At 49.7% G+C, this 15,708-nt stretch carries 18 protein-coding genes and 2 pseudogenes; 6 read left to right on the top strand and 14 right to left on the bottom strand.

The features are described 5' to 3' along the window. Positions 1-176: 176 nt before the first annotated feature. The 5 genes from KI362_RS02665 to KI362_RS02645 form a co-directional block, all read right to left on the bottom strand. Positions 177-746 (bottom strand): FAD-dependent oxidoreductase, encoded by a 570-nt coding sequence (locus KI362_RS02665; RefSeq protein WP_044479989.1) that lies wholly within the window; start codon positions 744-746, stop codon positions 177-179. Between the two features lie 62 nt (positions 747-808). Continuing rightward, positions 809-1,126: a winged helix-turn-helix transcriptional regulator gene (locus tag KI362_RS02660; protein ID WP_044479153.1), complete on the bottom strand. Its 318-nt coding sequence runs from the start codon at positions 1,124-1,126 to the stop codon at positions 809-811. A 207-nt stretch (positions 1,127-1,333) separates the two neighbouring features. Continuing rightward, positions 1,334-2,302, bottom strand: a complete 969-nt coding sequence (locus KI362_RS02655) for a sugar phosphate isomerase/epimerase family protein (protein ID WP_044479154.1) — start codon at positions 2,300-2,302, stop codon at positions 1,334-1,336. Between the two features lie 35 nt (positions 2,303-2,337). Continuing rightward, positions 2,338-3,420, bottom strand: coding sequence for a Gfo/Idh/MocA family protein (locus KI362_RS02650; protein WP_301624615.1), 1,083 nt, complete (start codon positions 3,418-3,420; stop codon positions 2,338-2,340). Next, complete coding sequence (locus KI362_RS02645) at positions 3,413-4,183, bottom strand: sugar phosphate isomerase/epimerase family protein (protein ID WP_301624614.1); 771 nt, start codon at positions 4,181-4,183, stop codon at positions 3,413-3,415. The genes KI362_RS02650 and KI362_RS02645 overlap by 8 nt, the downstream gene beginning before the upstream one ends. 144 nt (positions 4,184-4,327) lie before the next feature. On the opposite strand from KI362_RS02645, the gene KI362_RS02640 reads away from it, so the two are divergent. Beyond that, positions 4,328-5,161 (top strand): AraC family transcriptional regulator, encoded by an 834-nt coding sequence (locus KI362_RS02640; RefSeq protein WP_212941096.1) that lies wholly within the window; start codon positions 4,328-4,330, stop codon positions 5,159-5,161. Between the two features lie 84 nt (positions 5,162-5,245). On the opposite strand, the gene KI362_RS02635 is transcribed toward KI362_RS02640, so the two are convergent. After that, the gene (locus KI362_RS02635; protein WP_301624612.1) at positions 5,246-5,953 is read right to left on the bottom strand and encodes a TerC family protein; all 708 of its coding nucleotides are present in this window, start codon (positions 5,951-5,953) and stop codon (positions 5,246-5,248) included. Positions 5,954-6,210: 257 nt separating this feature from the next. Between KI362_RS02635 and KI362_RS02630 the strand changes: the two are divergent. Together KI362_RS02630 and msrA are read left to right on the top strand one after the other, a co-directional pair. After that, a pseudogene (locus tag KI362_RS02630) lies at positions 6,211-6,774 on the top strand (TVP38/TMEM64 family protein); the annotation flags it as partial. 213 nt (positions 6,775-6,987) lie between these two features. Next, on the top strand, positions 6,988-7,971 hold the full coding sequence (msrA, locus tag KI362_RS02625; protein ID WP_301624658.1) for a peptide-methionine (S)-S-oxide reductase MsrA: 984 nt from the start codon (positions 6,988-6,990) through the stop codon (positions 7,969-7,971). Between the two features lie 102 nt (positions 7,972-8,073). Here the strand turns inward: msrA and KI362_RS02620 are convergent. Both KI362_RS02620 and KI362_RS02615 read right to left on the bottom strand, forming a co-directional pair. Continuing rightward, positions 8,074-8,184, bottom strand: a pseudogene (locus tag KI362_RS02620) (DUF1048 domain-containing protein); the annotation flags it as partial. Position 8,185: 1 nt separating this feature from the next. Continuing rightward, positions 8,186-8,449, bottom strand: a complete 264-nt coding sequence (locus tag KI362_RS02615) for a PadR family transcriptional regulator (RefSeq protein ID WP_301624656.1) — start codon at positions 8,447-8,449, stop codon at positions 8,186-8,188. Between the two features lie 24 nt (positions 8,450-8,473). On the opposite strand from KI362_RS02615, the gene KI362_RS02610 reads away from it, so the two are divergent. Further along, the gene (locus KI362_RS02610; protein WP_301624610.1) at positions 8,474-8,656 is read left to right on the top strand and encodes a hypothetical protein; all 183 of its coding nucleotides are present in this window, start codon (positions 8,474-8,476) and stop codon (positions 8,654-8,656) included. 130 nt (positions 8,657-8,786) lie between these two features. Further along, positions 8,787-9,149 carry a DUF423 domain-containing protein gene (locus KI362_RS02605; RefSeq protein ID WP_301624609.1) on the top strand — a complete coding sequence of 121 codons (363 nt, stop codon included), beginning with the start codon at positions 8,787-8,789 and terminating at the stop codon, positions 9,147-9,149. A gap of 56 nt (positions 9,150-9,205) precedes the next feature. Here the strand turns inward: KI362_RS02605 and KI362_RS02600 are convergent, their stop codons facing one another. Then, the gene (locus KI362_RS02600; RefSeq protein WP_301624608.1) at positions 9,206-9,865 is read right to left on the bottom strand and encodes a YitT family protein; all 660 of its coding nucleotides are present in this window, start codon (positions 9,863-9,865) and stop codon (positions 9,206-9,208) included. A 295-nt stretch (positions 9,866-10,160) separates the two neighbouring features. Beyond that, positions 10,161-10,661 (bottom strand): Crp/Fnr family transcriptional regulator, encoded by a 501-nt coding sequence (locus KI362_RS02595; protein ID WP_301624607.1) that lies wholly within the window; start codon positions 10,659-10,661, stop codon positions 10,161-10,163. A 167-nt stretch (positions 10,662-10,828) separates the two neighbouring features. Between KI362_RS02595 and KI362_RS02590 the strand changes: the two genes are divergently transcribed. Further along, positions 10,829-12,043, top strand: coding sequence for a chromate transporter (locus KI362_RS02590; RefSeq protein ID WP_301624605.1), 1,215 nt, complete (start codon positions 10,829-10,831; stop codon positions 12,041-12,043). Here the strand turns inward: KI362_RS02590 and KI362_RS02585 are convergent, their stop codons facing one another. The 4 genes from KI362_RS02585 to KI362_RS02570 form a co-directional block, all read right to left on the bottom strand. After that, the gene (locus tag KI362_RS02585) at positions 12,044-12,523 is read right to left on the bottom strand and encodes a hypothetical protein (RefSeq protein WP_301624604.1); all 480 of its coding nucleotides are present in this window, start codon (positions 12,521-12,523) and stop codon (positions 12,044-12,046) included. Beyond that, positions 12,520-13,773 carry a DNA polymerase IV gene (locus tag KI362_RS02580; protein ID WP_301624603.1) on the bottom strand — a complete coding sequence of 418 codons (1,254 nt, stop codon included), beginning with the start codon at positions 13,771-13,773 and terminating at the stop codon, positions 12,520-12,522. Before KI362_RS02580 ends, KI362_RS02585 begins: the two co-directional genes overlap by 4 nt. Before the next feature lie 201 nt (positions 13,774-13,974). Then, on the bottom strand, positions 13,975-14,721 hold the full coding sequence (gene map / locus KI362_RS02575; protein ID WP_301624602.1) for a type I methionyl aminopeptidase: 747 nt from the start codon (positions 14,719-14,721) through the stop codon (positions 13,975-13,977). Between the two features lie 56 nt (positions 14,722-14,777). Next, positions 14,778-15,479, bottom strand: a complete 702-nt coding sequence (locus tag KI362_RS02570) for a TetR/AcrR family transcriptional regulator (protein WP_301624601.1) — start codon at positions 15,477-15,479, stop codon at positions 14,778-14,780. Between the last annotated feature and the right edge of the window lie 229 nt (positions 15,480-15,708).

Below are 15,708 nucleotides of genomic sequence, written 5' to 3'. Positions count from 1 at the left end.
TTCCTCCTGTTGTTCGATAAATTCGGTTGGCGAACCAAATTTATTGTAACATCGGGAGGAATTTTTTTGGTACATCGCTGGAAGCTCTCCTGAACCATACGCATAGCGTATGGTTTTCTTTTGACAAAAAAAGACTTTCCGCAAGCTCTAGCTTACGGAAAGTCTGGTACGTACTTTTATGATTTCAGTATATCGTGATCTACGTAGCGTTCGCCGTTCAATTCACTCAATAGCTCGATCGCCACCTTGGCTCCGTCTCCGGCTGTAATAATCGTGTGAACGCTTACGCCGGCAAGCGTGCCTGCAACCCAGACCCGAGGGTTGCTCGTTCTTCCGTAACCGTCGGTCTCTACCACCGCTTTAATGCGCGGCTCGCGGCCCTCTTTCAGCCCCAGACCGATCGAAGCCGCCAACTCTGTCAATGCACCCGTAGCCAGGATGACATGAGAGGCCTCGTAGCTTCTTCCGGATTCCGTCTTCACGGTCACCTTGGAGCCTCCGTTCGTATCGACAACGGTCACTTTCTCTTCAATGAACTTTGCCCCCGCCTTCTGAGCCTGCTCCCGGCCGATCTTCAGCAAATCCGGGCCGCTGATATCCTTGGCTCCATAGTGGTTCTCAATCCAGGCCCGCTTTGTCATGCTGGCATTGCTGTCGAGCACCAAGGTTTCTTTGCCCGCCTTGGCAAGAAACAATGCCGCGCTTGAACCTGCAGGTCCCGCTCCGATTACGATTACCTCAGCCACAAGTACACCTACTTTCATTATATTTCGTGCCGCTTCGCCACACGAATACGGCACGTCACAGCTTACTCAATCCACTGCTCTGCCCAGCACTGTACTTGCTCCATGACTGGATTCAGCGCTCTTCCCTTTTCTGTAAGCTCATACTCAATTCTTACGGGAGTTTCCGGATAAACATGCCTAATAACAATTCCTTCGGTCTCCAAATCTTTCATACGCTCGGACAACATCTTGTCGCTCATCGCTGGAATCCCGTTAGAGATGTCCTTGAACCGCTTCGGGCCGCTAAGCAAGGTGCGGATAATCAGGCCATTCCAGCGTTTACCCAAAATTACGAAAGCGGATTCAAACCGGGGACACATCGCCGTATGATGCTCTTCCATGTTAATCTCACCTCATACTTTCTACATAGCCGGTTAATAACTTACGAATCGTTAGTATATTTCATAGTACCACAATTTATGCGGAATGCATACAGGTGAATCCCTTTTTAACCGCTCCAGTATTTGTTATTATACCCGATTCATCCGCACATGAAAAAGCGGCTGCGAAAGGCAGCCGCCATGATCCAAATGAAGAAATAGAACGAATTAGACCCACCACATCTCCGCAGCTGAGTCTTCAATCATAATCTGCTGCAGATTCTTAACAGCCTTCGAGAAGCCTTCCTCAATCGACATCAGGCCGTCTTCATGCTCAATGCTCACGACATAGTCATAGCCATAGAGACGAAGCGCGCTGATCATGTCCGCCCAGGTCTTCAGATCATGACCATATCCGACCGTACGGAATTGCCATGCGCGGTCCTGCATCAAGGTATAGGACTGCATGTCCGTGATTCCATGACGATGCACATTGACCGGGTCAATCGTCGTATCCTTGGCATGGAAATGATGAATCGCGCCTGCACGGCCCAAGATAGAGATCGCCTGAACCGGATCGATGCCTTGCCACCACATATGGCTTGGATCCAGGTTCGCTCCGATGACTTCACCTGCCGCTTCGCGCAGACGAAGCAGTGTTCCCGGCGTATGTACCGAGAAGCCCCCATGCAGTTCCAGACCAATCTTAACGTGGTGGTCAGCCGCATATTTTCCCCATTCTGTCCAGTAAGGGATCACTTTGTTCGTCCATTGCCAGTCCAGAATTTCCTGGTAATCATTCGGCCACGGCGCTACAGGCCAGTTCGGATATTTGGCATCCTCATGATCTCCCGGGCAACCCGAGAACGTATTCACCACCGGAACCTCCAGCAGTTCGGCGAGTTGCACCGTCTTTACAAAGGTATCATGAAAGCCTTGAGCGATATGCTTCTGAGGATGGAGCGGATTACCGTGGCAGCTCAATGCACTGATCGTCAAGCCGCGAGCTTCAACGGCCTTCTTGAAGTTCTCACGCGCTGTCTTGCTCTCCAGCAGCTCATCCGGCTTGCAATGCGCATCCCCTGGATACGCTCCAGTCCCGATCTCCACAGCCTTAACTCCTTTGGATGCAACCAGGTCCAGCGCTTCCTCCAGCGGCCGGCCTCCGAATAGAACCAGAAATATGCCTAATTTCATTTCAATAGCCTCCTGTCATTTGCGTGTCCGCCGAATTAATCAAAATATACGGTCTTGCCCGTTCTTGCCGATTCATAGATCGCTTCTAGAATTTCAGTAACGACCAATGCTTGCTCCGGCTTCACGAGCGGCTCTTTATCTTCCAGAATGGCTTGAACCCAGGATCTGGCTTCCCGCAAGGAATCGGTCTCCTGCTCGCCGCTGAAGAAGGCCACGCCTCCGCTGCCGAAGTCTACCTTCGTCTCATACAGGCGGCTCATTCTTTCGCCATTCAGACGAAGACCATCATTCATGTCTGCTCCGCCTTCGGTTCCGCAAAGCAGTGTTCTTGCTTCGCCAAAATCAATGACATTCAGCGCCCAGCTCGATTCAAGCGATATGGTCGCTCCATTCTTCATGGTAATGAAGCCGAAAGCGGAATCCTCAACCTTGAATTCCTCCGGATTCCAGGGACCGAAGGCATTGGCTGCATTTTCGCGCCTGCCCAGCTTGTGGAAGACTGAACCGGTAACGCTCTTTGGCTCATAATTGTCCATAAGCCAAAGTGTCAGGTCAAGGGCATGGGTGCCGATATCGATCAACGGACCTCCGCCTTGCTTCTCTTCATCAAGGAATACGCCCCAGGTAGGTACTGCACGACGTCTGAGCGCAAGCGCCTTCCCGTAGTAAATGTCTCCGAGCTCTCCTTGCTCGCACAGCTGCTTCAGATACAAGCTGTCGCTGCGGAAACGGTTCTGGTAAGCGATGCTGAGCTTTTTGCCGGTACGCTTCGCCGCATCCAGCATTTGTCTCGCCTGCTCGGCGGTCTTGGCCATCGGCTTCTCACACATGACATGTCTGCCGGACTCCAGAGAGGCTACCGTAATTTCCGCATGGGAATCATTCGGAGTGCACACATGGACAACCTCGACATCCGTCTCGCTAAGCAACTTGCGGAAGTCCGTATATACTTTAGCTTCTGCTTCTCCGAATTCCTTTGCGGCTTTCTCCGCACGCTCTTCAACGATATCGCAGAATGCAACCAATTCTACCTCTTCAAGCTTCGCCAAAGCCGGCAAATGCTTGTTATTAGCAATCCCTCCGCAACCTACAACCGCTACCTTCAACTTCTTAGACATGAATGTTCCCCCCGTTATTCGCATAATTGCGTATCCATTTCATACTTTCTTCAATACAGTCGAGCGGATTGCCGGCACAGTAATCCTGCTCAACCACCAGCCAGGCGGCTCCCGCTTGAATTGCGGCATCCGCAATCGCCTTAATATCGACTTCGCCATGCCCCAGCTCTACCGTCTCGGCCGAGCCATCCTCGCGCTTCGCCATATCCTTCCAGTGAACCAGCGGCAGACGATCCGCATACTTGGTTATATAAGCAACCGGATCAAGCCCTGCATAATGAACCCAGCAGGTATCAAGCTCCATTTGCAGACGTTCTGCAGGCAGCTTCGAGAACATTACGTCCAATACAGGCTGGCCATCCAGATGCTGTGTAAGCTCGAATTCATGATTATGATAGCAGAAAGTAACCCCCGCATCCGCACAGCGTTGACCGATCTTATCCATATCCTCAAAAATATCATGCCAGCGATGACGATCTTCCTCTCCCAAGTAAGGCATGATCAATGTAGTGTTGCCGATCGCTTTATTAAACGCAATCTCCTCATCAAGCGCATCGCGCAATCTAACAAAAGGTGTATGCGCTCCCAAAGCAATCATACCGGTTTCATCCAGAATAGCCTTGACCTGCTCGGCTGTCCGGCCGAAGTATCCCGCAAATTCCACCCCTTGATATCCCAGTGCTGCAATCTTGCGCAAGGTTCCTTCAAAATCCTGTTCCATGGCATCGCGAACTGTATAAAGCTGAAGACCAACTTGTGTCAAAATTATCACCTCAATCTTTTATTAAACGAATTGATCAATTCTTCTACATGGTATTCCAAATTGCTTTACAGTAAAATGAATAATATGATTGAAACATGAACAATCTGGTCATTATTTTTTTTAGCACTTGGGAGAGTGGCATTTTTGGACAATAAAAAACTGCAAATTCTGACCGCTGGCTATTCTCTTCACAGCAAACCGTTTCATATTTTCCAGCCGGAAGGGCTGGAGAATTATCTAATACGACTGCAGACTACAGGCCGCTGCCGCACCCGTATTGAAGGGAAGCTGGAGCGGCTGGAGCCCGGCGACCTGCTGCTTGTCGCCCCCGGACAGCCCTACGAGCTGCGGATTGAAGGCGAGCCTGCCATCGGCGTTCAGTCACAGGGACCTCCGTTGATTAACAGCGGCGACTATCATATCTTCCCTTCTGGGGAATGGATTGAGGAATGGTGGCAGAAACAGCCCCGTCCCCGCATTATCCGGCTTCCGCTGTCAGAGGGGGTTGTCGGGGCTTTCCGGCAAATTATGCTGGAGCGGCAGCGAATCTCCAATCCTTCTCCTGAAATCGCAGAGTATTACTTAAAGATTCTGTGTACGGATATTGACCGGAATTTGCTCCAGCAGCCAACCCGGACCTATCCCACTTATCTTGCCCACCGGATTAAGAATTATATTGAAGAGAATGCGGCTGAGCCGATTCGCCTGGAGGATGCGGCGGCCTATGCCGGTATTAGCGTCTCGCGGGCGGTGCATCTGTTTAAAGAAACATTCGACACCAGCATTATTCAGTACACGCTCGAGGTCCGCCTGAATATGGCGCGGGAAAGAATCATTTTCAGCCCGCTTAGCTTGGAGCATGTAGCGGAAAGCTCCGGCTTTCCAAACTACAATTATTTTCACCGGGTATTTCGGAAGCGGTTCGGGATGTCGCCCAAACAATTCCGCCAGCATGCCCGCACGCCAGTGGAATCCTGACTTTGTCTGCGGAGTCTATGTTCCAAAAATAAGAAGAACCTTTCCCCGGAATGGAGAAAGGTTCTTCCCTGTAACACGTATAACTTACAGCGGGAGGTTGCCTTGATTCAGCATTTGCTGAATTTCGCGCTCGCGCTCAAGCTTCTTCTTCATTAAAAGTCCCAAGCCTACAACAAGAGCTATAATAACCATTTCAAATCCGTATTTGATCCAGCCGCTAGCGAACCAGTCGAGAATCAACGGCTCAGCAACCAGCATTTTGGACGCCGTCCACGCCAGCACGGCCGCTCCGATCGTGATGACGACCGGGAAGCGCTCTGTCAGCTTCAGAATCATCGTGCTTCCCAGCACCATAATCGGTATGGAAATGGCCAGGCCAAATACCACCAGCAGAATGTCTTCATCCGCAGCGCCCGCAACCGCGAGTACATTATCCAGACCCATCATGGTATCGGCGACGATAATCGTGCCGATAGCCGTCCACATGCGGTCCCCGCCTTTAATATCATGACTTTTATCGTCAACCAGAAGCTTATAAGCAATCCAGATCAAAGCCAGTCCGCCGGCAAGCCGTAACCCCGGGAGCTTGAGCAGCTCCAGAACAAGCAGGGTCATGATCACCCGAACCACGATTGCCCCTATAGTTCCCCATACAATAACCTTCTTCTGGTCCTCCTTTCGAACATTGCGCGCGGCAAGCCCGATTACAATCGCATTGTCACCTGCAAGCACAAGATCGATCAGAACGATGGATAGCAAGGCTGTCCAGAACTCCAACGTCAATAACTCCATATTCTCTCTCCTCTCCTACGATCTGGTTCCGGCTTTCGATATGAAAAAATGCACCTTTGCTCGTTAAACCGGGCACAGGTGCATTTTATTTTATACAAAATAAAAAGACCTTCACCCAATACTCGCATCAGGCAAAGGTCTCGCTAACAACGACAGGTTGCCAATAAAGCCGGGGTGTGAACCCGTCATGACGACTTTATTGTAGTAAGCTACTCCCCTTTGGGAACCATGCATATAAAATTCTTAGTAATTATAGCATGGCCATGAAGAATACGCTAGATTTAATTAAGGGAAGACTTTGTATCATGGATGGGCGGAAAGGAGCCGTTATGAGAAAATGGATCGTACTCACAGTGTATGCCCTTGCTTTTGCCTTGGCTTACCTGTTCAAGGAGGAGCTTAATGGATGGATCACGGGCGATCCTCCGCTCTGGAGCCTGTTAGCTCTATCGACCTTGCTCGCCTTTGTTCCAATCCTGCCCTACCGCGTCGTTATTGCCGCTGCCGGATATATGCTGGGAGGATTATTCGGGGGAATGATCACCCTGATCAGTTCTACGCTAGCCGGAGCGCTAGTCTACGCCGGAGCGGCCTACGGTTTCCGGGATGTGGCCTCACGCTGGACGGAAAGACTCAAGCCGCTGGAGCGGATCAGCAAGGTTATCGAACAGCGTCCATTTGCCACAATCGTCTTGTGTAAATTAACGCCGGTATTCCCCCAAACGGCAATCAATATCTATTCGGGAGCTTATAACATCCCCTTCTTCACCTATCTGGCCGCCTCTGTTGTGGGCAAGCTGCCAAGCGTGTTTTTCTACGCCTTCCTGGGCGCATCTTTATGGGAGGAGCCGAAAACGGCATTAAAGGCAGCTCTCGGATATATGCTGGTGCTTCTGCTGGTAACTGTATTTTGGGTATATATTAAAAAAAGACCCTGGACAGCTTTCAGTTTTGGGGCAAAAAACGTTATACTGGAAGCCGGAGCAAGTTCCAGCCTGTTATTAATGATGCCAAATGAAAATGGAGGGATCAGCATGAATATACCGCAATCTTCCGGCCGCGAGCTGGCCACCTTTGCAGGAGGCTGCTTCTGGTGCATGGTTTCACCCTTTGAAGAGCTTCCCGGAATTCACGGGATCGTATCCGGTTATACCGGCGGCCGTACCGCCAATCCGACATACGAGGAAGTCTGCGCCGGAGATACGGGCCATTATGAAGCCGTACAGATTACGTTCGATCCGGCCATCTTTCCTTACAAAAAGCTCCTGGAGCTATTCTGGCAGCAGATTGACCCGACGGATGAAGGCGGGCAATTCCATGATCGGGGAGAATCGTACCGGACGGCTATTTTCTACCATAATGAGCAACAGCGGGAAGAAGCAAAGCATTCCAAGGCAGAGCTTGCCGCCAGCGGCCGTTTTGACAAGCCGATTGTAACGGAGATTATGCCGGCTGCCCCATTCTATGCCGCTGAGGACTATCATCAAGACTACCATCGTAAGAATCCAGGACATTACAAACGCTATCGCAAGGGCTCCGGCCGGGAAGACTTCATTGATCGTCATTGGTCGGGTCCCGCCAATCCGGAGGAGTTAAAGACGCGCCTCACACCTATCCAATACGAGGTCACGCAAAAAAATGCTACTGAGCGTCCCTTTACTGGCGAGTACTGGAATCACACGGATGAAGGAATCTATGTGGACATCGTATCCGGAGAGGCGCTGTTCAGCTCGCTCGACAAATATGATGCCGGCTGCGGCTGGCCGAGCTTTACTCGTCCCTTGCGTTCTTACAGCATCAAGGAAAAGACAGATACCAGCCATTTCATGATCCGCACGGAGGTGCGCAGCCGGGAGGGAGATTCCCACCTGGGGCATGTATTCGAGGACGGCCCCGAACCTACCGGACTTCGCTACTGCATTAATTCCGCCGCGCTTCGCTTCGTACCGAAGGAGAAGATGGAGGCGGAAGGCTACGGCGAATACCTGTATTTATTCGAGAACAAGCAACAGGATTAGTTAACTGCGGAAAGACAAAGACAGCGGCAGCCTTGGACGAGAAAGTAAAGTCCCGGACTGCCGCTGTCTCATTAGACTCGGTAAATCTTCCGAGGCAACATTAATGTTATTCCATGCTTCTTGATAATCAGCTGGCAGCTCTTTGACCCGCGATTCAAAAGCTTTCATCTCTTTAGTCATGTCGCTGCCGGTGATTTTCTCCCAAAAGTTCATATTATTTCCCCTCCCTTAACTCCCCGATTTTTGATGATACGAACGCCCATTTCTCCCAAAATCTCTGCAACTCCTCACGCCCCGCGTCGTTGATGGCGAAAAACTTCCTCGGCGGTCCCATATCGGAGGGCTTCTTGGTGGTCTCCACCAGCTTGTTTTTTTCAAGCCTGATCAGGATCGTATATACCGTTCCCTCCACAACATCTGTGAAGCCTGAGCGTTTGGCCTCTTCATTAACCGGGTAATGACGGGTAGCTGTTCTTATTACACCAGGAAAGGATGAAGCGAAATGCCTTGGAGTAAAGGAGATTACCCGCCATCCATGAAAAATTTGGATTCCCGCGTGCGAAACAAGGCGATAGAAATCGCCAATGCCCTGCTTGAAGACGGCTATGAGGAGGGACGTGCCATCGCTATTGCTACGGCCAAGGCGGAGGAATGGGATGAAAATCATCCAAAGGATAAGAAATAGCTCAGTTCTAAGTGAATAAACCGAATCTCCTGAAGACAGCTTTGCGTTAACTGTTTTCAGGAGATTTTTTATCTCTGTCTTCTTGCTCTCGTCCTTCCGGGAAAGTAAGATAGCAATGAGGTGATGATCGATGCAAACATTGCTTGTGCTCGGCGGAATCATGATGTTCTTTGCCGTAGCGCTCGGAGCCTTTGGGGCCCACGCCCTGAAAGACAAATTGACTCCGGATCGTATGAAGAATTACCAGACAGGAATCCAATACCAGATCGCACATGGACTCGGCCTGCTTCTTCTCGGTACTGTGCAGGGAGATACAGTGAATACTTCTCAGATCACTGTCTCCGGCTGGTTGTTGACTGCCGGAATCGTGCTGTTCTCCGGGAGTCTGTATGTGCTTAGTCTGACAGGAATCCGGAAGCTGGGTGCAATTACGCCGCTTGGCGGACTCTGCTTTCTTGCCGGATGGGTGCTGTTTATCGTTGCCGTGGTCTAGGTCCTGTTCTATGATCTTCTCTGTAGTCACAAAAAAACGGCTCAAGCCCAGAAGGCTTAAGCCGTTTTCTTCTTCATGCCGTAAGTAACCGGACGCCGCGGAGCAGCCGCTCTGTGTCCAAACTGTACGGTCCATGTAATCATCTGTCCGGCGATCATGACCGCCAATATTGTAAACATCGTCTCTTTCAATGGTAAATATAACAACGAGACAACAAGCACGATGGCATCCATCGCCATGAACACGGTGCCGATCTTTAAACCGGTCCACTGACTTATCATGAGCGATAAAATGTCGTCCCCGCCTGTTGCGCCCCCTGCACGGATAACCAGACCCGCACCCAAGCCGGTTAGCAATCCGGAGAATAGCGCCGCCATCAACAGATTGGAACCAAAGTCCATCCGCAGCGGCGAGAAGCTGTCACATAATTCATAAAATAACGAAAACGACATCGAGGCAATAAGCGTATGCGCAATGAATTTCCGGCCCTTCAGCCATACAGCTAGTATAAAGATCGGAATATCCAGCACAAGCATTGTCAGCGCAGGCGGCAAATCAAACAAATATTTGCCCAATAGCGCAAGGCCGACAAATCCGCCCTCCGACAGCCCATTCTGAAAATTGATATGATAGTAAGAAAATGCCAATAAAAACGAGCCTAGCAACATGATGAGTAACTGTCTACTGTTAATTTTCCATTCTGTTATGTTCCTCATTTGATATCCCTCTTATCGCAGATTGGTTGACTTTATGGTCCAACCCTACGTGTAAGAAGGCTCTTGAGGAATTCATCCTTCGCATGATTACACGCTTCTTTCGTAGGATTGTTGGCCATAAACCGACGCTCCACGAAACAAGCTAAGTGTAAGAGAGATCATAACGTTTCCAAATCGTCCTTGGGGAATTTGTCCTTCGGGAACACATGGTATCCTGATCCTTTCTGTTTTTGTCTTATCTTATTATAACACAAAAATTTTAATGACTAAACAGCTTAGCAGCTTCCATCTTTTTTTAGTTATGATGGCGCAATAACCGATTGACAGTCTCCCGCCGCACGCCGATAAATTGTCCGATTTCTTCCTGTGTCAAATACTCCGTAAGCGGCGCTCCGTTCGCATGCCGGCCAAGCCAGCCCGATAGCAGCTCCAGTCGTTCGGCAGGGGTACCGATCGTCAAATGATCAAGCCGTTCCTGCATGAACCTGACCTTTTCCTGCAGCAGACGAGCTACATCCATCGTTTTCGCAGGATCCTCCTCCAGCTCCTTGTACCATTTCTGGGCCGGGATCATCTCTACCTCGCTCTTGATTAAGGCGATAGCCGTTCCGTGCGCATCCTGCGGCGAGATCAGAGAATGATGGGGAACCGTCTCCCCGGGATACAGGATATTAAACAGCACGATATTTCCGTTCTCATGAAGTCGGGTCACCTTGAACAATCCGCTTTTGATGTGATATAAATAATTCCCCTCATCTCCTTGCCGGAACAAGATGTCTCCTTTATGTAATATCATGCTATCTCTCCATTTCTCTGCGTACTCTGACCCTATTATAACAAAAATCACTTCCTGAGGGCATAGGATTATCCACTTATGATTGTCTGATAATTTATTTTCACGTAGAATCACATTAGGCAGCTTGCGTCCGCCTCGGAATTGACGATAATGGAGGAGTAACAGGCGTGAATAATCATAAAATCACAGCCCGTCAGGGATATAGAAATAAGTTGCGGTCATTTCTTGAAGTGCTGGCTGTATCAACTAAACTTGGTCTTATCTCATTCGGAGGCCCCATCGCTCATCTGGGGTATTTTCATGACGAGTATGTTCGCCGCCGCAAATGGTTGGACGAGCGAAGCTATGCCGATCTGGTTGCACTGTGTCAATTTCTTCCTGGTCCTGCCAGCAGTCAGGTAGGCATCGGAATCGGCGTCATCCGTGCAGGACTGCTCGGCGGACTGACCGCTTGGCTTGGCTTCACACTTCCATCGGTCATCGCGCTCGTCCTGTTCGCCCTTCTATTGCAAGGGTTTGATATTGGGAGTGCAGGCTGGATTCATGGTCTTAAGATTGTCGCTGTTGTCATTGTCGCTCAAGCCATCCTTGGCATGGGTAAAAAACTTATTTCTGATCGGAATACAGCAACCATTGCCATTATTAGCACATCCATAACTCTTTTATGGCAGACTGCTTTTAATCAGGTTCTGCTTATTGCTATTGCAGGCATAATCGGCATCATGTTGTACAAGAAAACGCTAATCTCTGAAACGGCAGACTTGAACATTCCCGTTAGCCGCGGGTTTGCGCTCTTCTGCTTGGCCGTCTTTTTTGGACTCCTGATTTTTCTGCCGTTCGTGAGGCAATTTGCTGATTCGGATTGGCTGTCTTTGTTCGATAGCTTTTACCGGTCAGGATCGCTTGTTTTTGGCGGCGGCCATGTCGTTCTTCCGTTGCTGGAACGGGAAGTTGTACCTACAGGCTTAATCAGCGAATCCGACTTTTTAGCAGGATATGGTGCGGCTCAAGCTGTGCCCGGACCCTTATTCACCTTTGCCGGATATTTGGGAATGATGATAGGCGGAGGGAAAGGCGCCTTAATTGCTACGGCAGCCATTTTTCTTCCTGCCTTTCTTTTAATCGTAGGAGCACTTCCCTTCTGGAGCACTTTGCGCAAAAACGCTAAAGTTCAAGGTGCATTAATCGGAATTAATGCAGCAGTGGTAGGCATCTTGTTGGCGGCGCTGTATAATCCGCTTTGGACTACGGCGATCCTAGCCCCTGCCGATTTTGCGCTGGCGTCTATTTTATTTTTGATGCTCGTTTTTTGGAAAGCTCCACCGTGGGTTATTGTCATTGCCGGCGCTATCGGCGGCACTATAATCAGCTTTGCAACCTAGTTAAATAGACTGCTCCTCCCTTTTTAATTGAGAGAGAATGCGCATCGAGTATTTCGTAAAGCGGACGCTGATCTCGGACCGCAATACTTCTCTCACAATACCAAACCGATCCTCATAGCCGCGGCAAATATAACGATGATAAATAATTCCGTCATGGGTCTCATCGCTAAATATTTTTATGTTCCGTTGCCTTAATTCCCGATTGGTGTTGGACAAATCTCTGGAGATGTCCTTCATTATGATTTGAATGAATTGTTCATGGATTTGCTTGAATAAATGAGTTGAAATCCGAAGATCCTGCAAACTCTTCTCACACATGGTCAACATATAGGGAAACATAATAGCGTCCCGAATCATCGTGAGCTCTTCCGTCGTGACCCTTCCTGTCTGAGGATGCTTATTCCGGTTCTCATACTGCTCCTGGTGTTCCGTTAAAAGCATCTTCGACTTCCATCTCTCATTTCCATCAAGCTTGCTCATTTGAAATGCCCCCCAATCTGACCTGCACGCTCTCGTGCTACACCAGCCTCCACCAACGAAGAGGCTCTGATAATCGCATCGCTGCCATACCGTTCCTTAATGCGGTCGGTTGCCCGCTCAACTGCATAGGCAGCATTCCTATCCTCAAACAGAGTCAATTGATCAATTCGATCGTCCGACAGCTGTGTTAACGAAATATGCAAACGGCTTACCGGCAGCCCGTTCCAGTGATCCATGAACAGCTTTCGAGCGGCCTGGGCAACCTCATGGGTTAATGAGGTGGGTTGATGCAACGTCATCTGACGGCTAAACGAGAAAGTCTTCTCCCCGTCCGTCTCCACTGCTCCAACAGACACGCCCCGGCCTTGATAACCATGCCTGCGCGCCCGCCGGCAAACCTCGATCACCAGCTCAAGCAAGACAACTTCAATATCCTCCAGGCGCCCGTACAAGCTGCTCCTCAAGGCTTTTCCGTGGCTTATTGATTTCAATGCCCCGCGAATGGAGGAGACTACGGGGCTGGAATCCTTACCGTTCGCAATTTGCCAGTAGTACTCTGATTGAATATCGGATTGCTTTCGGAACTCCCTGCGCATCATTTGCTTAAATTGGCCTAACTCCAGACGGGCAATATCACCTATGGTGTTTAGACCCATATGGCGAAAATGCTTAGTCATACGGGAGCCGACCATAAACATCTGGTGAATCGGCAAGGGCCACAAATCCCTCTCCATATTTTCAAAGCCTAATTTAAAAATACCGTCCTGCCTTTTTTTCGCAAAATTATCCGTTGCCATTTTGGCTAGGATTTTTGTAGGACCCATCCCGACCCTGGACCATACCCCCGTCGATAGTTTTACTTGCCACTGAATCCATTGAGCAATCTCATCTGCAGACCCGCATAGGGATATAGAACCTGTTACATCCAAAAATTGCTCGTCAATACTGTAGGGCTCAACTTGATCTGTTACGGATTCAAATATTTGCGTAATTAATAAAGATATGGTGATATAGCGCTGCATTCTGGGGCGAATAACTACCAAATCAGGACAGAGGGCTAATGCTTCTCCGACACGTTGCGCGGTAGTAACCCCTCTTGACTTGGCAAGAGGACAGGCTGCTAAGATAATTCCCGATCGGCGAGACGGATCACCTACAGCTACAGGCTTGTTGTAATATTCCGGATGAGCTGCTTTTTCAATGGAGGCATAAAAAGACTGTCCGTCCACAAGAAAAATGATGTTAGACATTTCCGAATCACCAGCTTTTTCGTATTGAGGTTTCTTTAAGGCAGTTGTTCGCCGCCCAGAACACTTGTTCTTATTATATTCATAATACGAACAAATATTCTCATCCGTCAACAGGTTAATACTGGATACGCCGATATGCAAAAAAAAAGACCGCCGCGACCACAGCATCACGCTGCCTCGGGACGGTCTTTGATCGTCTTTTTATTGAGCTGTCAGAATCAACGGCCCTTCGCTAGTAATTGCAATCGTATGTTCAAATTGCGCCGACAGCTTGCCGTCAGCCGTTCTGGCTGTCCATCCATCCTCATCAATCCGGATTCGGAAGGTGCCTTCATTAATCATCGGCTCGATGGTGAACACCATTCCCTCCTTCAAACGAATGCCTTTTCCAGGTGCTCCAACATGCTCATATTCGGGCTCTTCATGCAGGTGTCGGCCGATGCCATGCCCGAGCAGATCCCTTACCACCCCATAGCCGTGGGATTCAGCATGCCGCTGAATAGCCGATGTCACATCGCCAAGCCGGTTGCCGGGAAAAGCCTGGGCAATCCCTAGCTCCAGACATTCATAGGTTACCTGCAGCAGCTTCTCCGCGGCCGGGGAAGGCGTGCCAACCGTATAACACCAGCATGAATCACCGAACCAGCCTTCATATTCAGCTACAATATCGATTTTGAGCAAATCCCCGTCCTCCAACGGACGGGAAGAAGGAAAGCCGTGCGCAATCACATCATTGACAGACATACAGGTTTCCGCCGGAAAGCCGTTGTATCCTTTCGTAAATTGCTTGGCGCCAAGCTCCTCGATATGCCGGGCGATCATATCATTCAGTTCCCGTGTAGTTCTTCCCGGAACGATCCACTTGGCAATCTCCCGGTGGCAGGCCGCCACGACCTCGCCGGCCCGCTTCATTTCTTCAATTTCCCGCATGGATTTCAATGTGATCATATTGGTTCATCTCCCCACTCTACTTCTGATTCAATTCTTGATCAGTCCGCTTATTTTCATACAAATCCTCTTCCTGCCGCAAAACGGATAAGCTCTTCCATCTCACCCTTCAAGGTGCCCCGCCGGATCGAAGGCAATGCACAGGCAGCAAGCGCGGCCAGCAACCATTCCGCCTGACGCTCTGCCTCAGCTCTATGCTGTACATTACTAGCATGCGCTGCTTCCTGTACCAGAATAGCTTCTACCTGGGAAACCAGCGGCAGCAGCACGGCGGAACGGTAAACCGGGGATAATCGCGCTGCTGTCTCCGGCTGAAGCATCCGGTATTGATCCGTCCCCAGATAACAAGCCAGAAAAAGAGCCCGATCCCTTTCCCAGGCATGGAGCAATACTGAACACGCCTCTCTCAGCCGCCCCATAACACGCAAAAAAACCCTTTCCTCGCTACGAGGACTCCTATCCTCACCAACAGAAGCCGTTGCCATGCCGCCAGGGTCTGATCTCCCGTCCGGGGACAGCTCACCAACCCATAATTCCTCAGCTCTCTCCAGCCCCTGATATAGCATATCCGATACAAGATCATTCTTGTTATTGTAATAATGATATACCGTGCCATAACCCAGTCCTGCCGCAGCCGCCACATCGCGGATCTCCAGCAGAATCCCCTTATCAAGATATACCTCCGCCGCAGCCTGTAAAATCTCGCGGATACGACGCAGCCGAATCTCTTCATTTTGTTCTTTCGTTCGCGGTGTCATAGACCAGGCACCTCACTTTTCCCACAAGCTTATTTTTGACATACTCTCATGTCGATATAAAAAGTATAACAGATTATGTAAAGAAATAATATACTGGTGCTTTAAAATGTCTCATAAGCCTAAAACAGAACCCGCAGCATGAGGATATCGACTGGAATCCGCAAGGAGGAAAGGTCTGTTTTGTACGATATTTCATACAAAGCACCTCCTTTTCATGGTAATAATAGTG

It is taken from the genome of Paenibacillus apis, from assembly GCF_018333295.1.
GTDB lineage: Bacteria > Bacillota > Bacilli > Paenibacillales > Paenibacillaceae > Fontibacillus > Fontibacillus antibioticophila.
Note: the sequence above shows the minus strand (reverse complement) of the source record. Positions and strands in the feature narration are given on the sequence as shown.

Bases quoted from the DNA above. Each gene is read 5' to 3' on its own strand.
- KI362_RS02650 (WP_301624615.1), bottom strand. From the start codon at position 3,420: ATGTCTAAGAAGTTGAAGGTAGCGGTTGTAGGTTGCGGAGGGATTGCT.
- KI362_RS02605 (WP_301624609.1), top strand. From the start codon at position 8,787: ATGCAAACATTGCTTGTGCTCGGCGGAATCATGATGTTCTTTGCCGTA.
- KI362_RS02635 (WP_301624612.1), bottom strand. From the start codon at position 5,953: ATGGAGTTATTGACGTTGGAGTTCTGGACAGCCTTGCTATCCATCGTT.
- KI362_RS02595 (WP_301624607.1), bottom strand. From the start codon at position 10,661: ATGATATTACATAAAGGAGACATCTTGTTCCGGCAAGGAGATGAGGGG.
- KI362_RS02610 (WP_301624610.1), top strand. From the start codon at position 8,474: ATGCCTTGGAGTAAAGGAGATTACCCGCCATCCATGAAAAATTTGGAT.
- msrA (WP_301624658.1), top strand. From the start codon at position 6,988: ATGAATATACCGCAATCTTCCGGCCGCGAGCTGGCCACCTTTGCAGGA.
- KI362_RS02655 (WP_044479154.1), bottom strand. From the start codon at position 2,302: ATGAAATTAGGCATATTTCTGGTTCTATTCGGAGGCCGGCCGCTGGAG.
- map (WP_301624602.1), bottom strand. From the start codon at position 14,721: ATGATCACATTGAAATCCATGCGGGAAATTGAAGAAATGAAGCGGGCC.
- KI362_RS02660 (WP_044479153.1), bottom strand. From the start codon at position 1,126: ATGGAAGAGCATCATACGGCGATGTGTCCCCGGTTTGAATCCGCTTTC.
- KI362_RS02570 (WP_301624601.1), bottom strand. From the start codon at position 15,479: ATGACACCGCGAACGAAAGAACAAAATGAAGAGATTCGGCTGCGTCGT.
- KI362_RS02600 (WP_301624608.1), bottom strand. From the start codon at position 9,865: ATGAGGAACATAACAGAATGGAAAATTAACAGTAGACAGTTACTCATC.
- KI362_RS02580 (WP_301624603.1), bottom strand. From the start codon at position 13,773: ATGTCTAACATCATTTTTCTTGTGGACGGACAGTCTTTTTATGCCTCC.
- KI362_RS02585 (WP_301624604.1), bottom strand. From the start codon at position 12,523: ATGAGCAAGCTTGATGGAAATGAGAGATGGAAGTCGAAGATGCTTTTA.